This is a genomic window from Pseudomonas sp. BS-2016 (assembly GCF_001806145.1).
Lineage (GTDB): Bacteria > Pseudomonadota > Gammaproteobacteria > Pseudomonadales > Pseudomonadaceae > Aquipseudomonas > Aquipseudomonas lundensis.
Genome location: NZ_MLCT01000019.1, coordinates 132,556 through 150,561 on the forward strand (window position 1 = coordinate 132,556; position 18,006 = coordinate 150,561).

Sequence of the window (18,006 nt, forward strand, 5' to 3'; positions counted from 1 at the left end):
CTTGAGAATGAGATGCGCTTGGTAACTAGACGTACAAGAAGACGCGTGACAGTAAAAAATCCTCACTGCGCAGCGAAAACACCGCGCAGTGAGAACGCCGGCTAGATGTCCCAGACCAGGTTGATCGCGAAGTTGCGGCCCGGCTGGGTCAGGCGGTCGAGGTTGGCCGGGTTTACGGCCGATGCTTCACCCACGCCGTCGTAGCTGCGCACGTCATCCCACAGCCAATATTTTTTGTCGGTCAGGTTGTACACGCCTGCGCTGACGGTCACGTCTTGGGTCACTTTGTAATAAGCGCTCACGTCCACAATGCCGAACCCCGGGGTTTCGAATCGCTTGCCCTGAATGTCTGGCGCTTTGAAGGCCGTGTCGTCGATGCGGTCTTTTTTCTTGACCAGGGTCCAGCTCACCAGAGCGCCGTAGTTGTCCTGGTCATAACCGAGGCCAAACACTCCCGTCAGCGGGTTCACGCTGTTGAGTGGCTGGCCGGTGTCATCGTTGCGGCCATAGGCGTAAGCAATCGACCCTTTGGTGTACAGGCCACGCGGAGCCCCGAAGGCGTCCAGTTGCAGCTGGCCTTTAAGCTCGACCCCCTTGATGGTGGCGTGCTTGATGTTGCGGCTCTGGAAGCTGTCCATGTCATAGCCGGGCGTGACGTTATCTTCATCGATAAAGTCGCGGTATTTGTTGTAGAACACCGCCACGTCAAACGAGCCTTCGTCGAAGTGGCCGCGCAGGCCGGTTTCGTAGCTTTTGCTCTTTTCCGGCTCAAGGTTGGGGTTGGGTTCGACGACGTAACCTTCCTGCAGGTTTTCGAAGCGGCCGTACAACGCCTTGGCGGTCGGGGTGCGGAAACCTTCGGAGTACTGCCCGAACCAGGTGTAGTTATCGTTGAACGCGTAGGTCACGCCCAGTTTTGGCGAAAGGCGGTGCCAGGTTTTTTCATCGTCGCTGACGGGGTATTTACCGTCGGGGTTGACCGCGTTCTGGAACTCCTGGGTGATCTTGGGCTTGAGGCGCGTGTAGTCGTAGCGCACGCCGGGCATGAAGGTCCATTGATTCCAGCTGATTTCGTCTTGCGCAAACAGGCTGTAGGTGTCGATGGTCGGGTCCGGGAAGTCGCTGACTTTGGCGAACACGTCGCCTTTGGCCGTGCTCAGGGCGCCGACTGCTTTACAGCCAGCACCTACCGCAAGGCACACCGCGCTGCCGGAACGCGAGCCGGTGACTTTGTCGTGTTTCAAAGTGGTGCCATAGGTCAGCAAATGGTCGGTGGGGCCGACTGCGAAGGCTTTGTCGAACTGGGCATCGAACACCCATTGCTGCTCTTTATAGCGGGTGTCGCGGGTGCGATACACATCACGGCTGAACGGGAAGTAGCGTTCTTCGGTGCTTTGGTCGGTCTTGGCCACCTGATAGTTGAGGCTCAGTTTGCCGTGGTCGGCCAGCATGCTGTCGAGCGCGAAGGTGTTTTCAATGCCGAAACGCTCGCGGGTCACGGTGTCATTGCCGTTGCGTGACTTGTACATGCCCAGCGGTTGGCCCAGGTTGAACGGGCCGCCTACCACGCTTTTCTGGTTGATGTCGCGCTCGTCCCGGTAGTTCTCGTAGGTGAACGCCAGTCGGTCGTCATCGTTGTAGTTCCAGCCCGCCTTGGCCAATACGTTGGTGGTGTTCACGTCTTCCGGGTTGGCCGCAGTGCGCGTCAGGCCGGTGCCGCCGTGGTTGCCATAGGATTCGGTTTCGTGGCCGTCCCGGCGGCTTACATGCAGCAAGCCGTCGAACTGGTCGGCGCGGCCTGCCACGGTGGCGGACTTGAGCCAGCTGCGGTCGGCCGAGCTGTAACCGGTCTTCAGGCGTGCGCCTGCCTCCTGGCCCGGTTTGATGATGTCGTCCGGGTTGAGGGTGAAGTAGCTCACCGCGCCACCGATGGCGTTGCTGCCATACAGCACCGAGGCCGGGCCGCGCAGGATTTCTACGCGCTTGACGATTTCCGGGTCGACGTAGTTGCGCTGGGTTTTGGCGAACGGACCGTTGAAGAACGAGTTGGGGATTTCAACGCCATCGACTTGAGTCAGGATCCGGTCACCGTCGATGCCGCGAATGTTGTAACCGCTGATGCCGCCGCGCAGACCGCCGCCGCCCACGGACACGCCCGGTTCATAGCGCACCAGTTCTTTGATGGTGTTGACGTTTTGACGGTCGAGTTGTTCACGGTCGTGCACGGTCACGGTGCTGGGCACGCTGATGACGTCTTGCTCCTGACGCGTGGCGCTGATGGTCACTTGCTGCAGGGCGAGGGTGCCGCTGCCGGCGGAACGTTTTTCGAGGACGATGTTATTGCTGCCCAGTTTGCGGTAGCCCAGGTTGGTGCCGATCAACAGGCGGTCGAGTGCCTTTTCTGGCGACAGAGACCCGCGCACACCCGGTGAAGACACGTTCTGCCCCAGTTCGGCCGGTAAACCGACTTGCCAGCCGGTGACGGCCGTGAAGTCGTTGAGCGCCGACACCAGCGGCTGCTGTGATATCGCGAATTTGTAATTGCCCACAGCGCGGCGTTCAGGTGGCGCATCGGTTGCGGCCATGGCCGGAACGACGTGCGCGCCGGCCATCAGCACGGCGACGGTCAACAACGACAAGGTGCACGGGTGTTTTGGGCGGGTGCGACCGTTGGAAGAGGACCGGCTGTTGAAACGTGTGGGCATTGATAGCGCTCCGTGGTGAACGAATCTTATAGTTGCGAAGCTGACTCAAAATGCGAATCAGTTGCATTGACTACAACGAGACGTATGACCTCGTGCTATCGCGTAAAAAAAACCGGATTTAGTTGAGAATGACCAGCGCCGGGAATTCCGAGAGGCTGGACGAGGTGATATGGGCGAGGGAACGAACGATGTCCAGAGGCTGGTCCAGACGGTAATTGCCGGTCACTGCGACGCTGGCCAGTTGCTCATTATTGTTGACGATCCAGCCGGGGTAATAGCGCCGCACTTCTTCCAGCACTTGGCTCATGGGGCAGTTTTCGAACACCAGTCGCCCCTGAACCCAGGCCAGATCGGTTTGCGGGTTGAGCTTGACCGGTTGGCCAAAACCATTGGGGCCGATACTCACACTGTTCCCGGCAGACAACCGCATCTGCGTGCCCCCGCTGTTCATGCGTAAATCGACATCGCCGCGCTGCACTCGCACTTGAGCCTGCCCGTTGAGGTAGCTGACGGCGAAAGCGGTGTCGCGCACGCTGACGCGAACCGGGCCGGCATCGAGCACCAGCGGGAATTCAAGATTGGCCGGGACTTCGAAAAACGCTTCACCCTGATACAACCGCGCATTGCTTTGCGCATTGACCCGGTGGCTGGAGAACGCCGAATTGGTGTTGAGCAACACTTTCGAGCCGTCTTCCAGCTCCAGGCGCTGACGCTCGCCCACCACGGTCAAATGATCGGCCTGCAAGCGCAATGGCACATTGCTGTAACTGCCCACGCCAATCACCAGCACCGCCGCAGTGGCCACGTGTTTCCAGTGACGGCCAATGCGTTGCAACACGGTAGGCGCACGGCGTGTGTTCAGGGTGTGTGCCGCGTCAATCAGCGGCTGGCCATTCCAGACGGCATGGGCTTTGGCAAACGCTTGGGCATGGGCCGGGTCTGCCTTGAGCCAGGCCTGGAACGCTGCTTTTTCGCAGGCGTCGGCACACTCCAGGGTGATCAGCCAGTCCAGCGCCTGATCCATGGCACTGTCTTGCAGAGCATCCTGCGCCAGTTCCGGCACGGCGGGGGGTGGAGTGTCCTTCACGGGTGATCCTTGGCAGTCTCAGGCACAGTGGTGTTCAACGTCTTGGAATCCTTGGCGTGAAAGCTGCCAAGTCGGATTTTTCTTACGGGGTTGTCCCGGCAAGATTACGGCCGATTGATTCGATCGGCTACCCCGACACAGATTGCCATGATTAATTTGAGTTCCTTTTGAACGGTGCTCAGGGACACGTCAAGCTCCCGTGCGATCTCCTGATAGCTGCAACCATGCAGGCGACTGAGAATGAAAATGCGTTGCTGACGTGCGCTTAGCTGGCTCAGGCTCACACTCAAACGCTCCAGTAGTTGCGCGGCTTGATGGGCTTCTTCGGGTGTGCTGAGTGAGGAGGGGACGCTTTCGATGACCTCGGTCGGCACATCTTCGAGCACCGTGCGCGACTGAATACGCCGTGAGCGCAGGTGGTCCAGCGCCAGATTACGCGCAGTCTGGAACACAAACGGCTCCAGATGCTCGACCGTGCGTTCGCTCAGCGCGCGGGTGACGCGCAGGTAAGTCTCCTGCAACAGGTCCTCGGCGGTACTGGGGTTATTGACCATCCGCTGTAACGTGCGCAACAGGATCACCCGTTGCGTCAGGAAGACTTGATTGAAGTGGGACTGACTCACAGTGCTACCAGACCGAATTTGAGCGAATGATAATGCTTATCATCTGTGCGTTTGGTCAAGCGCTGTTTTTGTCTCCCGCCTTTTATGCGCGGTTTACGGCGATGTGCCTGCGGGTTTACACGCGTCCTTTCAAATACGCGGCGTAATCCGGCACCCGGTGATCGTGGGGCTGGCTCATGAGCGGGCTGCTGAGCAGGTAATCCGCGCTGCATTCATTGCACGCCACAGGGATGTTCCACACCGCCGCAACCCGCAGCAGGGCCTTGATGTCCGGGTCATGGGGTTGCGGCTCGAACGGGTCCCAGAAGAACACCAGCATGTCGACCTGTTGCTCGGCGATGCGTGCCCCCACTTGTTGGTCCCCGCCCAGCGGGCCGCTGATCATGCTTTCGATCGGCAGCCCCAGGCGCTGGCTCAGCAACAGGCCGGTGGTGCCGGTGGCGCACAACTGATGCTGGCTGAGGGTGGCCTTGTGACGCTCGGCCCAGTCCAGCAAGAACCCCTTGCAGTGATCGTGAGCCACCAGGGCGATACGCTTGCGCGCCGCCAGGGTGGCCGTGGTGAAGCTGATACCGATCATCGCGTCACTCCGCGTTGCACAGCGCCAGGCAGTTATCGAGCATGCGGTTGGAGAAGCCCCACTCGTTGTCGTACCACGCCAGGACTTTGAGCATCTTGCCGCTGACTTTGGTGTGGTTGGCATCGAAAATCGACGACAGCGGGTTGTGGTTAAAATCGCTCGATACCAGCGGCAGGCTGTTATAGCCCAGCACTTTGGAATGCTGGCTGGCTTCTTTGAACAGCGCGTTGACTTCAGCCGCCGTGGTTTCGCGCTTGAGCTCGACGGTCAGGTCAACCAGCGACACGTTGATCACCGGGACGCGCACCGCCATGCCGGTCAATTTGCCCGCCAGTTCGGGCAATACCAGGCCCACGGCTTCGGCGGCGCCGGTTTTGCTCGGGATCATGTTCTGCGTGGCCGAGCGCGCGCGGTACGGGTCGCTGTGGTAAACGTCGGTCAGGTTCTGGTCATTGGTGTAGGCATGAATGGTGGTCATCAAACCGTTGGCAATGCCCAGTTCGCGGTGCAGGATTTGGGCAACCGGCGCCAGGCAGTTGGTGGTGCAGGAGGCGCTGGAAATAATTTGATGCGATTGGCGCAGGATGTCGTGGTTCACACCGTACACCACCGTGGCGTCGGCATTTTTGCCCGGCGCGGAGATAATCACCTTGCGCGCGCCAGCGCTAATATGCGCCTCGGCCTTGCTGCGCTCGGTGAAGAAACCGGTACATTCGAACACCACGTCGACCTTCAATGCAGCCCACGGCAGTTCAGCCGGGTTACGAATGGCCGTGACGGCAATGCGGTCGCCATTGACGGTCAGGCTTTCCTGATCGTGCTCAACGGTTGCATCGAAAGTGCCGTGAACGGTGTCGTACTTGAGCAGGTGTGCATTGATTGCGCTGTCACCCAGATCGTTGATTGCGACGATCTGCAGGTCCTGACGGTAGCCTTGGGTATACAGTGCGCGCAGGACGTTGCGGCCGATTCGGCCAAAACCATTGATTGCGATTCGTAGAGTCATGGAAAGCGCCTGCCATCGATTTGTTGTTGGAATTACAAGATTATTCGCATAGAAATAGAAAACAAGCCATTTTGGTGGCAATATTTTGTTTTATCTACAACGAGTGACCTGAATCAACGGGTCCAAATGATCGAAGTGCGTGTCTGGCCCCTCGATCAGCATAGGACACGCACAGGTCGCCACATCCGTTAGCCTGGAGTTCAACACATGCATCCCCGCGTTCTTGAAGTCACCGAGCGTCTTATTGCCCGCAGTCGAGCAACCCGTGAGGCATACCTGACACTCATTCGTGGCGCCGCCAGTGATGGCCCGCAACGCGGCAAGCTGCAATGTGCCAACTTCGCCCATGGCGTGGCCGGGTGTGGCACGGAAGATAAAAACAACCTGCGCTTGATGAACGCCGCCAACGTGGCGATTGTTTCGTCCTACAACGACATGCTCTCGGCGCATCAGCCTTACGAGCACTTTCCCGAGCAACTCAAAAAGGCCCTGCGTGAAATGGGCTCGGTCGGGCAGTTCGCAGGCGGCACCCCGGCCATGTGCGATGGCGTGACGCAAGGCGAAGCGGGCATGGAACTGAGCCTGCTGAGCCGCGAAGTGATCGCCCTGTCAACGGCGGTCGCGCTGTCGCACAACATGTTCGACGCGGCGCTGATGCTGGGCATTTGTGACAAGATCGTGCCGGGTCTGATGATAGGGGCGCTGCGCTTTGGCCATTTGCCGACGATCTTCGTGCCGGGCGGGCCGATGCCATCGGGCATTTCCAACAAGGAAAAGGCCGACGTGCGCCAGCGCTACGCCGAAGGCAAAGCCAGCCGCGAAGAGCTGCTCGAATCGGAGATGAAGTCCTACCACAGCCCCGGCACCTGCACGTTTTATGGCACCGCCAACACCAACCAACTATTGATGGAAGTGATGGGCCTGCATTTGCCGGGCGCCTCGTTCGTCAATCCCTACACGCCTTTGCGTGATGCGCTGACACGCGAGGCCGCGCATCAAGTCACCCGCCTGACCCGGCAAAGCGGCAACTTCATGCCTTTGGGCGAGATCGTGGACGAGCGTTCGCTGGTCAACTCCATCGTGGCGTTGCATGCCACCGGTGGTTCCACCAACCACACCTTGCACATGCCCGCCATCGCCCGGGCCGCCGGGATTCAACTGACCTGGCAAGACATGGCGGACCTTTCCGAAGTCGTGCCGACCCTGTCCCACGTCTATCCCAACGGCAAGGCCGACATCAACCACTTCCAGGCCGCTGGCGGCATGGCATTCCTGATTCGCGAGCTGCTGGAAGCCGGGTTATTGCATGAAGACGTCAACACGGTGGCGGGTCGCGGCCTGAGCCTGTATACCCGCGAACCGTTCCTGGTGGACGGCGAGCTGGTATGGCGTGATGGCCCGATTGAAAGCCTCGACGAAAGCATCTTGCGTCCGGTTGCACGCGCCTTCTCGTCCGAGGGCGGGTTGCGGGTGATGGAAGGCAACCTGGGGCGCGGGGTGATGAAAGTTTCGGCCGTGGCGCCCGAGCATCAAATTGTCGAAGCCCCGGCGCGGGTGTTTCAGGATCAACAACAACTGGCCGATGCGTTCAAGGCGGGTGAGCTGGAACACGATTTTGTCGCCGTCATGCGCTTTCAGGGGCCGCGTTCGAACGGCATGCCCGAGCTGCACAAGATGACGCCTTTTTTGGGGGTGTTGCAGGACCGCGGTTTCAAGGTCGCGTTGATTACTGACGGACGCATGTCAGGCGCTTCCGGCAAAATTCCAGCGGCGATCCACGTCAGCCCGGAAGCGGCCGTCGGTGGTCCGCTGGCCCGCGTGCAGGATGGCGACATGATTCGCGTCGACGGCGTCAAAGGTACGTTGCAACTGTTGGTGGATGAGGCAGAATTCGCCGCACGCACCCCGGCCATCGGCACCCTGAGCGACGCGGTCGGCACCGGGCGCGAGTTGTTTGCGTTTATGCGCCAGGCCTTCAGCTCGGCCGAGCAGGGCGCCAGTACCTTTACCTCGTCTCTGGAAAACCTTAAATGAAGCTTGCTCTGGTCGGTGACATCGGCGGCACCAACGCGCGGTTTGCCTTGTGGGAAAACGATCAACTGCGCGCTGTCCGCGTGCTGGCCACTGCCGACTTTGCATGCCCGGAAGATGCCATCAAGCTCTACCTGCAAGGCCTGGACTTGCCATTGGGCGCGATCGGCTCGGTGTGCCTGTCCGTCGCCGGGCCGGTGAGCGGCGATGAATTCCGCTTTACCAATAACCACTGGCGCCTGAGCCGTTCGGCGTTTTGTCAGACGTTGCAGGTGGACAACCTGCTGTTGATCAACGACTTCAGTGCCATGGCGCTGGGCATGACGCGCCTGCAACCGGGCGACGTGCGCCAGGTGTGTGCCGGCCTGGCCGAACCGCTGCGCCCTGCGGTGGTGATCGGGCCCGGCACCGGCCTGGGCGTCGGGACTTTGCTGAGCCTGGGCGAGGCGCAGTGGATGGCCTTGCCGGGCGAGGGCGGGCACGTTGACTTGCCCATGAGTAACCCGCGTGAAGTCCTGTTGTGGCAGCACATTTACAACGAAATCGGTCACGTCAGCGCCGAATCCGTCCTGAGCGGCAGCGGCTTGCCGCGTCTTTATCGCGCGATTTGCGCGGTGGACGGGCATGCACCTGTGCTCGACAGTGACCGCGCCATCACGGCCGCTGCCCTGGCAGGCGACCCAATTGCCTTACAGGTCCTTGAGCAGTTCAGTTGCTGGCTGGGTCGAGTGGCGGGCAACAACGTCCTGACACTGGGCGCACGTGGCGGCGTCTACATTGTCGGCGGCGTGGTGCCACGCTTTGCCGACCTTTTTATGGCCAGTGGTTTTGCCCGCAGCTTTGCTGACAAAGGTTGCATGAGCGATTACCTCACTGGCATACCGGTCTGGCTGGTCACCGCGCCGTATCCGGGGTTGATGGGGGCGGGCGTAGCATTGCAACAAGCGTTCGCCTGACCGCGAAACGCCGCACTCACAAAAACAATAAGGAACACCGCTGTGAGCTCACTCGGTAAATCCATTTTGCTGGTCGACGACGATCAGGAAATCCGCGACCTGTTGGACATCTACCTGACCCGCGCCGGTTTTCAGGTGAGCACGGTGAGTGATGGCGCGGGCTTTCGCAAAGCCCTCGAACTCACGCCCTGCGACTTATTGATTCTGGACGTCATGCTGCCCGACGAAGATGGCTTCAGCCTGTGTCGCTGGGTCAGGCAGCACCCCCGTTGTGCCCAGACGCCCATCATCATGCTCACTGCCAGCTCCGACGAAACCGACCGCGTGTTGGGGTTGGAGCTGGGGGCCGACGACTACCTGGGCAAACCGTTCAGCCCCCGTGAATTGCAGGCAAGGATTAAAGCGCTGCTGCGGCGTGTGCAATTTGCCAGTGCCGGTGCCGGTCACGAAATCATGGCCTTTGAAGGATGGCGCCTGAACACCGTGACCCATCGCCTGTTTCACACCGACGGCGAAGAAGTCATCCTCTCGGGGGCCGACTTTGCCTTGCTCAAATTGTTTCTCGATCACCCGCAACAAATTCTGGACCGTGACACCATCGGCAATGCCACCCGTGGCCGCGACCTGATGCCGTTGGACCGCATCGTCGACATGGCGGTCAGTCGCTTGCGCCAGCGCCTGCGCGATACCGAAAAGCCCCCGCGACTGATCCGCACCATTCGCGGCAGCGGCTATCAGTTGGCCGCCGAGGTCACGACAGGTCATGGCCATTAAGTACTGGCGCCGGCCGCGGGTGCCCCGCTCATTGCTCGGCCGCATGTTGTTGCTCACCTTGATCGCCATCTTGCTGGCGCAAACCTTGTCCAGCGTGATCTGGCTGTCGCAACTGCGGGCCACGCAACTGCAAGGACTTGTCACCAGTGCGCGCAGCCTGGCGCATTCGATGAACGCCACCGTCACCTACATGAAGTCATTGCCGTTGGCATACCGGCCGCTGGTGCTGGACCAGATGCGCAGCATGGGCGGCACGCGCTTTGTCGTCAGCCTCAATGAGCGGCCCCTGGACATGCGCGCGTTGCCACTGACCCAGCGCAAACAGGCTGTGCTTGAGGCCGTGGACCAAGTGCTGCGCCAATCCCTGGGCCCTGCTGTCGACCTGTCGGTGAAGTTTGTCAGCCCGCAAGACCTGCGGATCTTCAACGCCGGGCTGACGCTCGATGAGCTGCCGCGCTCTTGGGCGCACTTTGCCCTGACCCTGGAACCGGTCAACCCACCGGTGCTGGTGACGCAAATCCAGATGTCCCCCGGCGAGTGGCTCTATATCGCTTCCCTGTTGCCCCAGCCCTATACCAGCCTTGAGGAAGAAGGCCTGCCCGCGATGCAGTTATGGTTTATTGCGCTGAGCAGCGGGTTTTTATTGCTCTCCATCGGTGTGCTGGTGCACTGGCAAAGTCGGCCCCTTAAGCGTCTGGCCCGTGCAGCGCGGGATTTGTCACTGGGCGAGGAGCAAGTCGAGCCAGTCGAAATCGGGGGCGGCAGTGAGGTGGCTGAGGTCGGGCGAGCGTTTAATACCATGCGGGTGCGCATCAGCCGTTACCTCACCGAGCGCAGCCAGTTGTTCAGCGCGATTTCCCACGACCTGCGAACCCCGATTACCCGTTTGCGCTTGCGCGTCGAGCTACTGGAAGACGAAGCGTTGCAGCACAAATTCGGGCGAGATCTGGATGAGCTTGAACTGCTGGTCAAAGGCGCCTTGCAGTGTGTGAAAGACACGGACATCCACGAAAACATTGAGCCGGTGAACCTGAACCTGTTGCTCGAATGTTTAATCGAGCCCTATTTGCTGCCCCACGGCAATGGCCGCGTGACGGTGACCGGGCGGGCGTCGAGGCCCTTTTCTGGCAAGCCCCTGGCCTTGCGCCGGTGCATGGGCAACCTGATCGACAATGCGCTCAAATACGGCAAGCACGCGCACCTGGTGATTGAAGACCACGCGCACGCGTTCGTGTTGCATGTCGACGATGACGGCCCCGGGGTTCCCGAACAGCGACTGGAGCAAGTGTTCGAGCCGCATTTCCGGTTGTCAGGGCATCAGCAAGGCTATGGCTTGGGGTTGGGCATTGCCCGCAACATTGCCCATAGCCATGGCGGAGAAGTCAGCTTGCAAAACGTGCGCGGCGGTGGCCTGCGGGTCACGTTGTCAGTACCGCGAACAGCGGATTAAAGCGGCCCCGGCGCTTGCCCGGCGCACCCTGCAACAGCAACCACACAGGCCTGTGGCTCACTTGCCGCTTGCCGCCAGATGCCGACTGATGGACAGGCTTGCCTGTTCTGGCGTGATGGGCAGTACGGGCTCCAGGCACGAACTGGCCGCGGACTCGGTTTCGGGTTCTTGAGCCTTTTTATTCATGGCCGCCTTGATGCGATTTTCGCGAATGCGGGCGCTGGTTTGACTGAAGTGCTGCTGCAGTTTTTCCATGGCCACGTCGTAAGGTTCGTTACACAGGGTTAACTGCCGCTCGCGTTCTTGCAACGCCATCATTTTGGCCTGCTCGTCGCCATAACGGTCGATACGAAAACTTTTGCTCAAGTTGTAACCGTGAATACGGGTGGTGGCCCGCCAATATTCAATGTTGTTGGACTGGATCCGGTAAACCCCGGGATGGCCACTGGTGTTATGGGGCATCAAGCGTTGACGGTTTTCATAGCTAAAGGCCTGCGGCATCTTCAACACCCATTGATTGCGCGCCTGTTCAGCGGCCTGTAACGCGGCGTCTATACCGCCATACTCGCACGCATCGAACACTTGAACGTGAACTTTTCCTGCACGCTGGATATCGACTTTCCAGGCATAAATCTCACCGTTCTGATGTTTGAGAGGGTAAATAAAATGCTGGTTGGGCAGAAAAGGGTTACTTCTGGACATGGCTGCTATCTCCTGATGGGTGTCGACATCCGTTCATAAGTTGTAACGATGTAGAGAAGATTCGCCGATGTATTTAATGGGTACAACGTGGGGAAGGGACTTAGGGATGCGTCCTACAGGCAAAGCGGAAATTGCTTTACACGTCTGATGGAAAAGAATCTTCTTTTTTTCAGATTCGCCAACTTGTGGAATACGGTTGCTGTTTGAGCGTGTAGCACGTGAGTGATTTGTCACTGACTTGTGACAAAGGCGCATCTCTTCGTTACGTGCGGCCTATGCCGGATGACTACACTCGTTCCAAGCGCAAGCACCAGACTTGCCCCGTCATAACAACAAGAAAGGTCTACCGATGAATGCGTTCAATCGCCTCGCCCTTGTTATTTCCCTCGCCTCGATTTTTCCCCTCCATGCTTACGCCGCCGACACCAAAGGCAACGTTGAAGTCGTGCACTGGTGGACGTCCGGTGGCGAAGCCAAAGCGGTGGATGTGCTGAAAAAGCTGGTCGAAAAAGACGGCTACACCTGGCAGGACAGCGCGGTGGCAGGGGGCGGCGGTGCCGCCGCCATGACCGTGCTCAAAACCCGTGCCGTGTCCGGTAACCCGCCGTCTGCCGCGCAGATCAAGGGGCCCGACATTCAGGACTGGGCCGCGCTCGGGTTGCTGACCCAGGTGGACGATGTGGCAAAGGCCAACAATTGGGAAGCACTGCTCCCTAAAACGGTCTCCGAGACCATGAAGTACGAAGGCCACTACGTTGCCGTACCGGTGAACATCCACCGTGTGAACTGGCTGTGGATCAACCCAGAGGTCTTCAAGAAAGCGGGCATCGAAAAGGCACCTACCACCCTCGACGAGCTGTATGCAGCAGGCGACAAGCTCAAGGCGGCCGGTTTTATTCCGTTGGCCCACGGCGGGCAACCCTGGCAGGACAGCACGGTCTTCGAGGACCTGGTGCTGAGCGTGATGGGGCCGGAGGGCTACAAAAAGGTCTTCGTCGATCAAGATGAAGCCACATTGACCGGCCCGCAGATGACCGAGGTCTTCACGCAGTTGAAAAAACTCAAGGGTTACATGGATCCGGACGGCACGGGGCAAGACTGGAACCTCGAAGCCGCGAAGGTCATTAACGGCAAGGCCGGCATGCAGATCATGGGCGACTGGGCGAAAAGTGAATGGACGGCTGCCGGTAAAACAGCCGGCACCGATTACGAGTGTGTGCCATTCCCCGGTACCGACGGCAGCTTTACCTACAACATCGACTCACTGGCGATGTTCAAACTGGCCAAGAAGAACGACACCCCTGGCAACAATGCCGCGCGTGACGATCTGGCCAAAGTCGCACTGGAGCCGGAGTTCCAGTACGTGTTCAACCAGAACAAAGGCTCGATCCCGGTTCGCAATGACCTGGACATGAGCAAGTTCGACAGCTGCGCTCAAGCCTCGGCCAAAGACTTTGCCAGCGCGGGTGAAAAAGGGCAGTTGCCCAGCATGGCCCACAACATGGCCACCTCTCTGGCGGTGCAGGGCGCCATTTTTGATGTCGTCACCAACTTCATGAGTGACAAAAACGCGGATCCGTCAAAGGCTGGCAAGCAATTGGCTTCCGCGATCAAGGCTGCCCAGTAATCCGCTGACATGAACCGCCGCACACCCGTGCGGCGTCCCCCTTAGATACCCGGCGTGTGCGGCATGTGCGAAGGCAGATGCCGGCATACCCTCTCGGGAGCAATTCGATGAGTGCCGTGGCTGTGTTGAGTAAAGCCTCGCCGTTTGATGCGCTGCAACGCTGGTTGCCCAAGTTGGTCCTGGCACCCAGCATGCTGATCGTGTTGGTCGGTTTTTATGGCTACATTTTGTGGACCTTTGTGCTGTCGTTCACCAACTCCAGCTTCATGCCCAGTTACAAATGGGTGGGCTTACAGCAATACGTGCGGTTGATGGAAAACGATCGCTGGTGGGTGGCCAGTAAAAACCTGGCGGTGTTTGGCGGTTTGTTTATTGCCATCAGCCTGGTGATCGGGGTTTTTCTGGCCGTATTGCTCGACCAGCGCATTCGCAAAGAGGGCTTCATCCGCACCATTTACCTGTACCCGATGGCGCTGTCGATGATCGTCACCGGTACGGCCTGGAAATGGCTGCTCAACCCCGGGCTCGGGCTCGACAAGATGCTCCGCGACTGGGGGTGGGAGGGGTTTCGGTTCGACTGGCTGCTGGATCAGGACCGCGTGGTGTACTGCCTGGTGATCGCTGCCGTGTGGCAAGCCTCGGGCTTTGTGATGGCGATGTTCCTGGCCGGGTTGCGTGGTGTGGATCAATCCATCATTCGCGCGGCTCAAGTCGATGGCGCAACCCTGCCGACCATCTATTTGCGCATTGTGTTGCCCAGCCTGCGTCCGGTGTTTTTCAGTGCGTTCATGATTCTGGCGCACATCGCCATCAAGAGCTTTGACCTGGTGTCCGCGATGACCGCGGGCGGGCCGGGTTATTCGTCTGATTTACCGGCCATGTTCATGTACTCCTTTACGTTCAGCCGTGGGCAAATGGGCGTCGGCTCTGCCAGCGCCATCATGATGCTGGGGGCGATTCTGGCCATTCTGGTGCCGTACCTGTACTCCGAGCTGAGGAATAAACGCCATGATTAATGCGCAGCGTTTTACCTTCAGCCGTCTGGCGATTTACGCCACGTTGATCCTCGCCGCAGCGGTGTATCTGGTGCCACTGGTGGTGATGCTGCTCACCAGTTTCAAAAGCCCGGAAGACATCCGCACTGGCAACCTGCTGAGCTGGCCGCAGGTGATCGACGGGATTGGCTGGATCAAGGCGTGGGACACCGTGGGTGGCTATTTCTGGAACTCGGTCAAAATCACCGTCCCGGCAGTGCTGATCTCCACGTTCATCGGCGCCCTGAACGGCTACGTCCTGTCGATGTGGCGCTTTCGCGGTTCGCAACTGTTTTTCGGGTTGCTGTTGTTCGGCTGCTTCCTGCCGTTCCAGACCGTATTGCTGCCTGCCTCGTTCACCATCGGCAAGCTGGGGCTGGCCAACACCACCACCGGCCTGGTGCTGGTGCACGTCGTCTACGGGCTGGCCTTCACGACGCTGTTTTTCCGCAACTACTACGTGAGCATCCCCGACGCACTGGTCAAGGCGGCGCGTCTGGACGGAGCGGGGTTCTTCACGATTTTCGGGCGCATTCTGCTCCCGATGTCGGTGCCGATCATCATGGTGTGCCTGATCTGGCAGTTCACTCAAATCTGGAACGACTTTCTGTTCGGCGTGGTGTTCGCCAGCGGCGACGCGCAACCCATCACTGTGGCGCTGAACAACCTGGTCAATACCAGCACCGGGGCCAAGGAATACAACGTCGACATGGCTGCGGCCATGATTGCCGGGCTGCCGACACTGCTGGTCTACATTTTTGCGGGCAAGTATTTCCTGCGCGGGCTGACGTCCGGCGCGGTCAAGGGGTAACGCATGGCAACGCTCGAATTACGCAATGTCAACAAAACCTATGGCAAGGGTTTGCCGGACACGCTGAAAAACATCGAACTGAAAATCGACGACGGCGAATTTTTGATTCTGGTCGGCCCGTCGGGGTGCGGCAAATCCACGTTGATGAACTGCATCGCGGGGCTGGAGAGCATCAGCGGTGGTGCGATTCTGGTGGACGACGCCGACATCAGCGGCATGAGCCCCAAGGACCGCGACATTGCGATGGTGTTTCAGTCTTACGCGCTGTACCCGACGATGAACGTGCGCGACAACATCGCCTTCGGTCTCAAGATTCGCAAAATGAGCACGGCCGCCATTGATGAAGAAGTGGCGCGGGTGGCCAAGCTGCTGCAGATCGAGCACCTGCTCAACCGTAAGCCCGGCCAACTGTCGGGCGGGCAGCAGCAGCGGGTGGCCATGGGCAGGGCGCTGGCGCGGCGACCGAAGATCTATTTGTTCGATGAGCCGTTGTCCAACCTCGACGCCAAGCTGCGGGTCGAGATGCGCACGGAAATGAAGTTGATGCACCAGCGTCTGAAAACCACCACCGTGTATGTCACCCATGACCAGATCGAAGCCATGACCCTGGGCGACAAAGTGGCGGTGATGAAAGACGGGATCATCCAACAGTTCGGCACCCCGAAACAGATCTACAACGATCCGGCCAACCTGTTTGTCGCCAGTTTTATCGGCTCGCCGCCGATGAATTTCATCCCGTTGCGTTTGCAGCGTCAGGAAGGGCGATTGGTGGCGTTGCTCGACAGCGGGCAGGCGCGTTGCGAGCTGCCGTTGGGCACCCGTGATGCAGGTCTGGAGGACCGTGACGTGATCGTCGGCATTCGCGCCGAGCAGATCGTGCTGGCGGCTAACGAGCCCAACGGGTTGCCGACCATTCGGGCTGAAGTGCAGGTGGTAGAGCCCACCGGGCCGGACACGCTGGTGTTTGTGAACCTCAATGGCAGCAAAGTGTGCTGCCGTCTGGCCCCTGATGATGCGCCTCAGGTCGGTCAAAGCCTCAACTTGCAGTTCGATCCTGCGAAAGTGCTACTGTTTGATGCGAACACAGGTGAGCGATTGGGGGCGATGAATGCGCCCCCTGCGCAGGGCCGGGCGGATAACGTGGCGCATTTCAAGGGGCGTTGAATCTGTACAGGGAGCCTGTCATCAGGTGCTTCTTGAGCGGTGCCGCGTTAAACAAAGCCAATAAGAAACCAACGAGGATCCAAGGGATGAACAACACAATGACCCGCACCCGTCTGGCCTGCCAACTGTCGGTGATGGCCGCACTCAGCCTGGGTGCAACCGGCAGTTATGCAGCCGACGCGTTCAGCGCCGACTCGAAATGGATGACCGGCGACTGGGGCGGCGAGCGGACCAAGTTGATCGAGCAGGGTATCGACATCAAGGCCGATTACGTCGGTGAGGTGGGGGCCAACCTGCACGGGGGTTACAACCATGACAAAACGGCGCGCTACAGCGATCAGTTTGGTTTGGGCGTGGCCTTGGACCTGGAAAAACTCTGGGGATGGGATAACACCCAAGCCAAGATTCAACTGACCAACCGTAATGGTGAAAACATCTCCAATGACCGCGTCGGCGATCCGCGTGCTGGCACGTTGAGTTCATCGCAGGAAGTCTACGGCCGTGGCCACATGGTGCGTCTGACCCAGCTGTGGATCCAGCACCAGTTCCTGGAAGGCAAGCTGGACGTCAAAGCGGGGTACTTTGGCGAAGGCGAGGATTTCAACACCTTCCCTTGCGACTTCCAAAACCTGGCGTTCTGCGGCTCCCAGGTGGGCAACTGGGCCACCAACATCTGGTACAACTGGCCGGTCAGTCAGGCGGCGTTGCGGGTCAAGTACAACATCACGCCAGAGCTGTATGCGCAAATCGGTGCCTACAACCAGAACCCGTCGCAACTGGAACATGGCAACGGCTTCAAGCTCAGTGGCAGCGGCACCAAAGGCACCGTGCTGCCGGTTGAATTGGTGTGGTCGCCCAAGGTCAATGAGTTGCCGGGCGAATACCGTGTCGGTTATTACAAAAGCACCGCCCCGGCGGATGACGTGAAAGTCGACCTCACCAATGATGGCCAAAGTTACCGCGTGCGTGACAGCAAACACGGTTACTGGTTTGTCGTGCAGCAACAGCTCACTCAGCACAATGGTGACCCCACCCGCGGCCTGCACGTAGCCGCCAATGCCACCTTCCATGACAAGGCCACCAACATCGTCGACAACTACCAGTCGCTGATGTTTGTGTACAAAGGCCCCTTCGATGCGCGTCCAAAGGATGACATCGGTATTGGTGCCGCCCGTATTCATGTCAACGATGACGTGAAAAAAAGCGCTGAGCTGATCAACGCATCCATCGGCGCCACTGACTACAGTGACCCGCTGTACTCGCCTCTGCGTTCCACCGAGTACAACTACGAACTCAACTACGGTTTCCACGTGACCAATTGGCTGACCGTGCGTCCAAACCTGCAGTACATCACCCATCCGGGGGGTGTGGACAAGGTGGATAACGCACTGGTCGCCGGGCTGAAAATTCAGTCGACGTTCTGATCGCGCCAAGCTTGCGCTTTATCTAGCGGGTA

At 59.3% G+C, this 18,006-nt stretch carries 15 protein-coding genes; 9 read left to right on the forward strand and 6 right to left on the reverse strand.

Annotated features, from left to right (window positions below):
• Window positions 1-101 precede the first annotated feature (101 nt).
• The 5 genes from BKD70_RS10970 to gap form a co-directional block, all read right to left on the reverse strand.
• Window positions 102-2,705: a TonB-dependent receptor gene (locus tag BKD70_RS10970; RefSeq protein ID WP_047277072.1), complete on the reverse strand. Its 2,604-nt coding sequence runs from the start codon at window positions 2,703-2,705 to the stop codon at window positions 102-104.
• 118 nt (window positions 2,706-2,823) lie between these two features.
• Window positions 2,824-3,729 (reverse strand): FecR domain-containing protein, encoded by a 906-nt coding sequence (locus BKD70_RS10975; protein ID WP_099421405.1) that lies wholly within the window; start codon window positions 3,727-3,729, stop codon window positions 2,824-2,826.
• A gap of 167 nt (window positions 3,730-3,896) precedes the next feature.
• Window positions 3,897-4,415 carry an RNA polymerase sigma factor gene (locus tag BKD70_RS10980; protein WP_047277068.1) on the reverse strand — a complete coding sequence of 173 codons (519 nt, stop codon included), beginning with the start codon at window positions 4,413-4,415 and terminating at the stop codon, window positions 3,897-3,899.
• A 115-nt stretch (window positions 4,416-4,530) separates the two neighbouring features.
• Window positions 4,531-4,995 carry a methylglyoxal synthase gene (locus BKD70_RS10985; RefSeq protein ID WP_047277066.1) on the reverse strand — a complete coding sequence of 155 codons (465 nt, stop codon included), beginning with the start codon at window positions 4,993-4,995 and terminating at the stop codon, window positions 4,531-4,533.
• Between the two features lie 4 nt (window positions 4,996-4,999).
• The gene (gene gap, locus BKD70_RS10990; protein WP_047277064.1) at window positions 5,000-6,001 is read right to left on the reverse strand and encodes a type I glyceraldehyde-3-phosphate dehydrogenase; all 1,002 of its coding nucleotides are present in this window, start codon (window positions 5,999-6,001) and stop codon (window positions 5,000-5,002) included.
• Window positions 6,002-6,208: 207 nt separating this feature from the next.
• On the opposite strand from gap, the gene edd reads away from it, so the two are divergent.
• The 4 genes from edd to BKD70_RS11010 are packed head-to-tail and all read left to right on the forward strand — an operon-like array spanning window position 6,209 to window position 11,212.
• Window positions 6,209-8,035, forward strand: coding sequence for a phosphogluconate dehydratase (gene edd, locus BKD70_RS10995; RefSeq protein ID WP_047277063.1), 1,827 nt, complete (start codon window positions 6,209-6,211; stop codon window positions 8,033-8,035).
• Window positions 8,032-8,988, forward strand: coding sequence for a glucokinase (locus BKD70_RS11000; RefSeq protein WP_047277061.1), 957 nt, complete (start codon window positions 8,032-8,034; stop codon window positions 8,986-8,988). Before edd ends, BKD70_RS11000 begins: the two co-directional genes overlap by 4 nt.
• Before the next feature lie 42 nt (window positions 8,989-9,030).
• Window positions 9,031-9,762 (forward strand): response regulator, encoded by a 732-nt coding sequence (locus tag BKD70_RS11005; protein ID WP_047277060.1) that lies wholly within the window; start codon window positions 9,031-9,033, stop codon window positions 9,760-9,762.
• Complete coding sequence (locus BKD70_RS11010) at window positions 9,752-11,212, forward strand: ATP-binding protein (RefSeq protein WP_047277059.1); 1,461 nt, start codon at window positions 9,752-9,754, stop codon at window positions 11,210-11,212. Before BKD70_RS11005 ends, BKD70_RS11010 begins: the two co-directional genes overlap by 11 nt.
• 57 nt (window positions 11,213-11,269) lie before the next feature.
• Here the strand turns inward: BKD70_RS11010 and BKD70_RS11015 are convergent, their stop codons facing one another.
• Window positions 11,270-11,914: an AP2 domain-containing protein gene (locus tag BKD70_RS11015; protein ID WP_047277057.1), complete on the reverse strand. Its 645-nt coding sequence runs from the start codon at window positions 11,912-11,914 to the stop codon at window positions 11,270-11,272.
• A gap of 349 nt (window positions 11,915-12,263) precedes the next feature.
• Here BKD70_RS11015 and BKD70_RS11020 point away from each other — a divergent pair, with 349 nt between their 5' ends.
• The 5 genes from BKD70_RS11020 (at window position 12,264) to BKD70_RS11040 (ending at window position 17,974) form a co-directional block, all read left to right on the forward strand.
• Window positions 12,264-13,541: an ABC transporter substrate-binding protein gene (locus BKD70_RS11020; RefSeq protein WP_047277056.1), complete on the forward strand. Its 1,278-nt coding sequence runs from the start codon at window positions 12,264-12,266 to the stop codon at window positions 13,539-13,541.
• 107 nt (window positions 13,542-13,648) lie between these two features.
• Window positions 13,649-14,557 (forward strand): carbohydrate ABC transporter permease, encoded by a 909-nt coding sequence (locus tag BKD70_RS11025; RefSeq protein ID WP_047277054.1) that lies wholly within the window; start codon window positions 13,649-13,651, stop codon window positions 14,555-14,557.
• Complete coding sequence (locus BKD70_RS11030; protein ID WP_047277053.1) at window positions 14,550-15,386, forward strand: carbohydrate ABC transporter permease; 837 nt, start codon at window positions 14,550-14,552, stop codon at window positions 15,384-15,386. Before BKD70_RS11025 ends, BKD70_RS11030 begins: the two co-directional genes overlap by 8 nt.
• A gap of 3 nt (window positions 15,387-15,389) precedes the next feature.
• The gene (locus tag BKD70_RS11035) at window positions 15,390-16,550 is read left to right on the forward strand and encodes an ABC transporter ATP-binding protein (protein WP_047277051.1); all 1,161 of its coding nucleotides are present in this window, start codon (window positions 15,390-15,392) and stop codon (window positions 16,548-16,550) included.
• Window positions 16,551-16,636: 86 nt separating this feature from the next.
• Window positions 16,637-17,974: a carbohydrate porin gene (locus BKD70_RS11040; RefSeq protein WP_047277050.1), complete on the forward strand. Its 1,338-nt coding sequence runs from the start codon at window positions 16,637-16,639 to the stop codon at window positions 17,972-17,974.
• Window positions 17,975-18,006 lie beyond the last annotated feature (32 nt).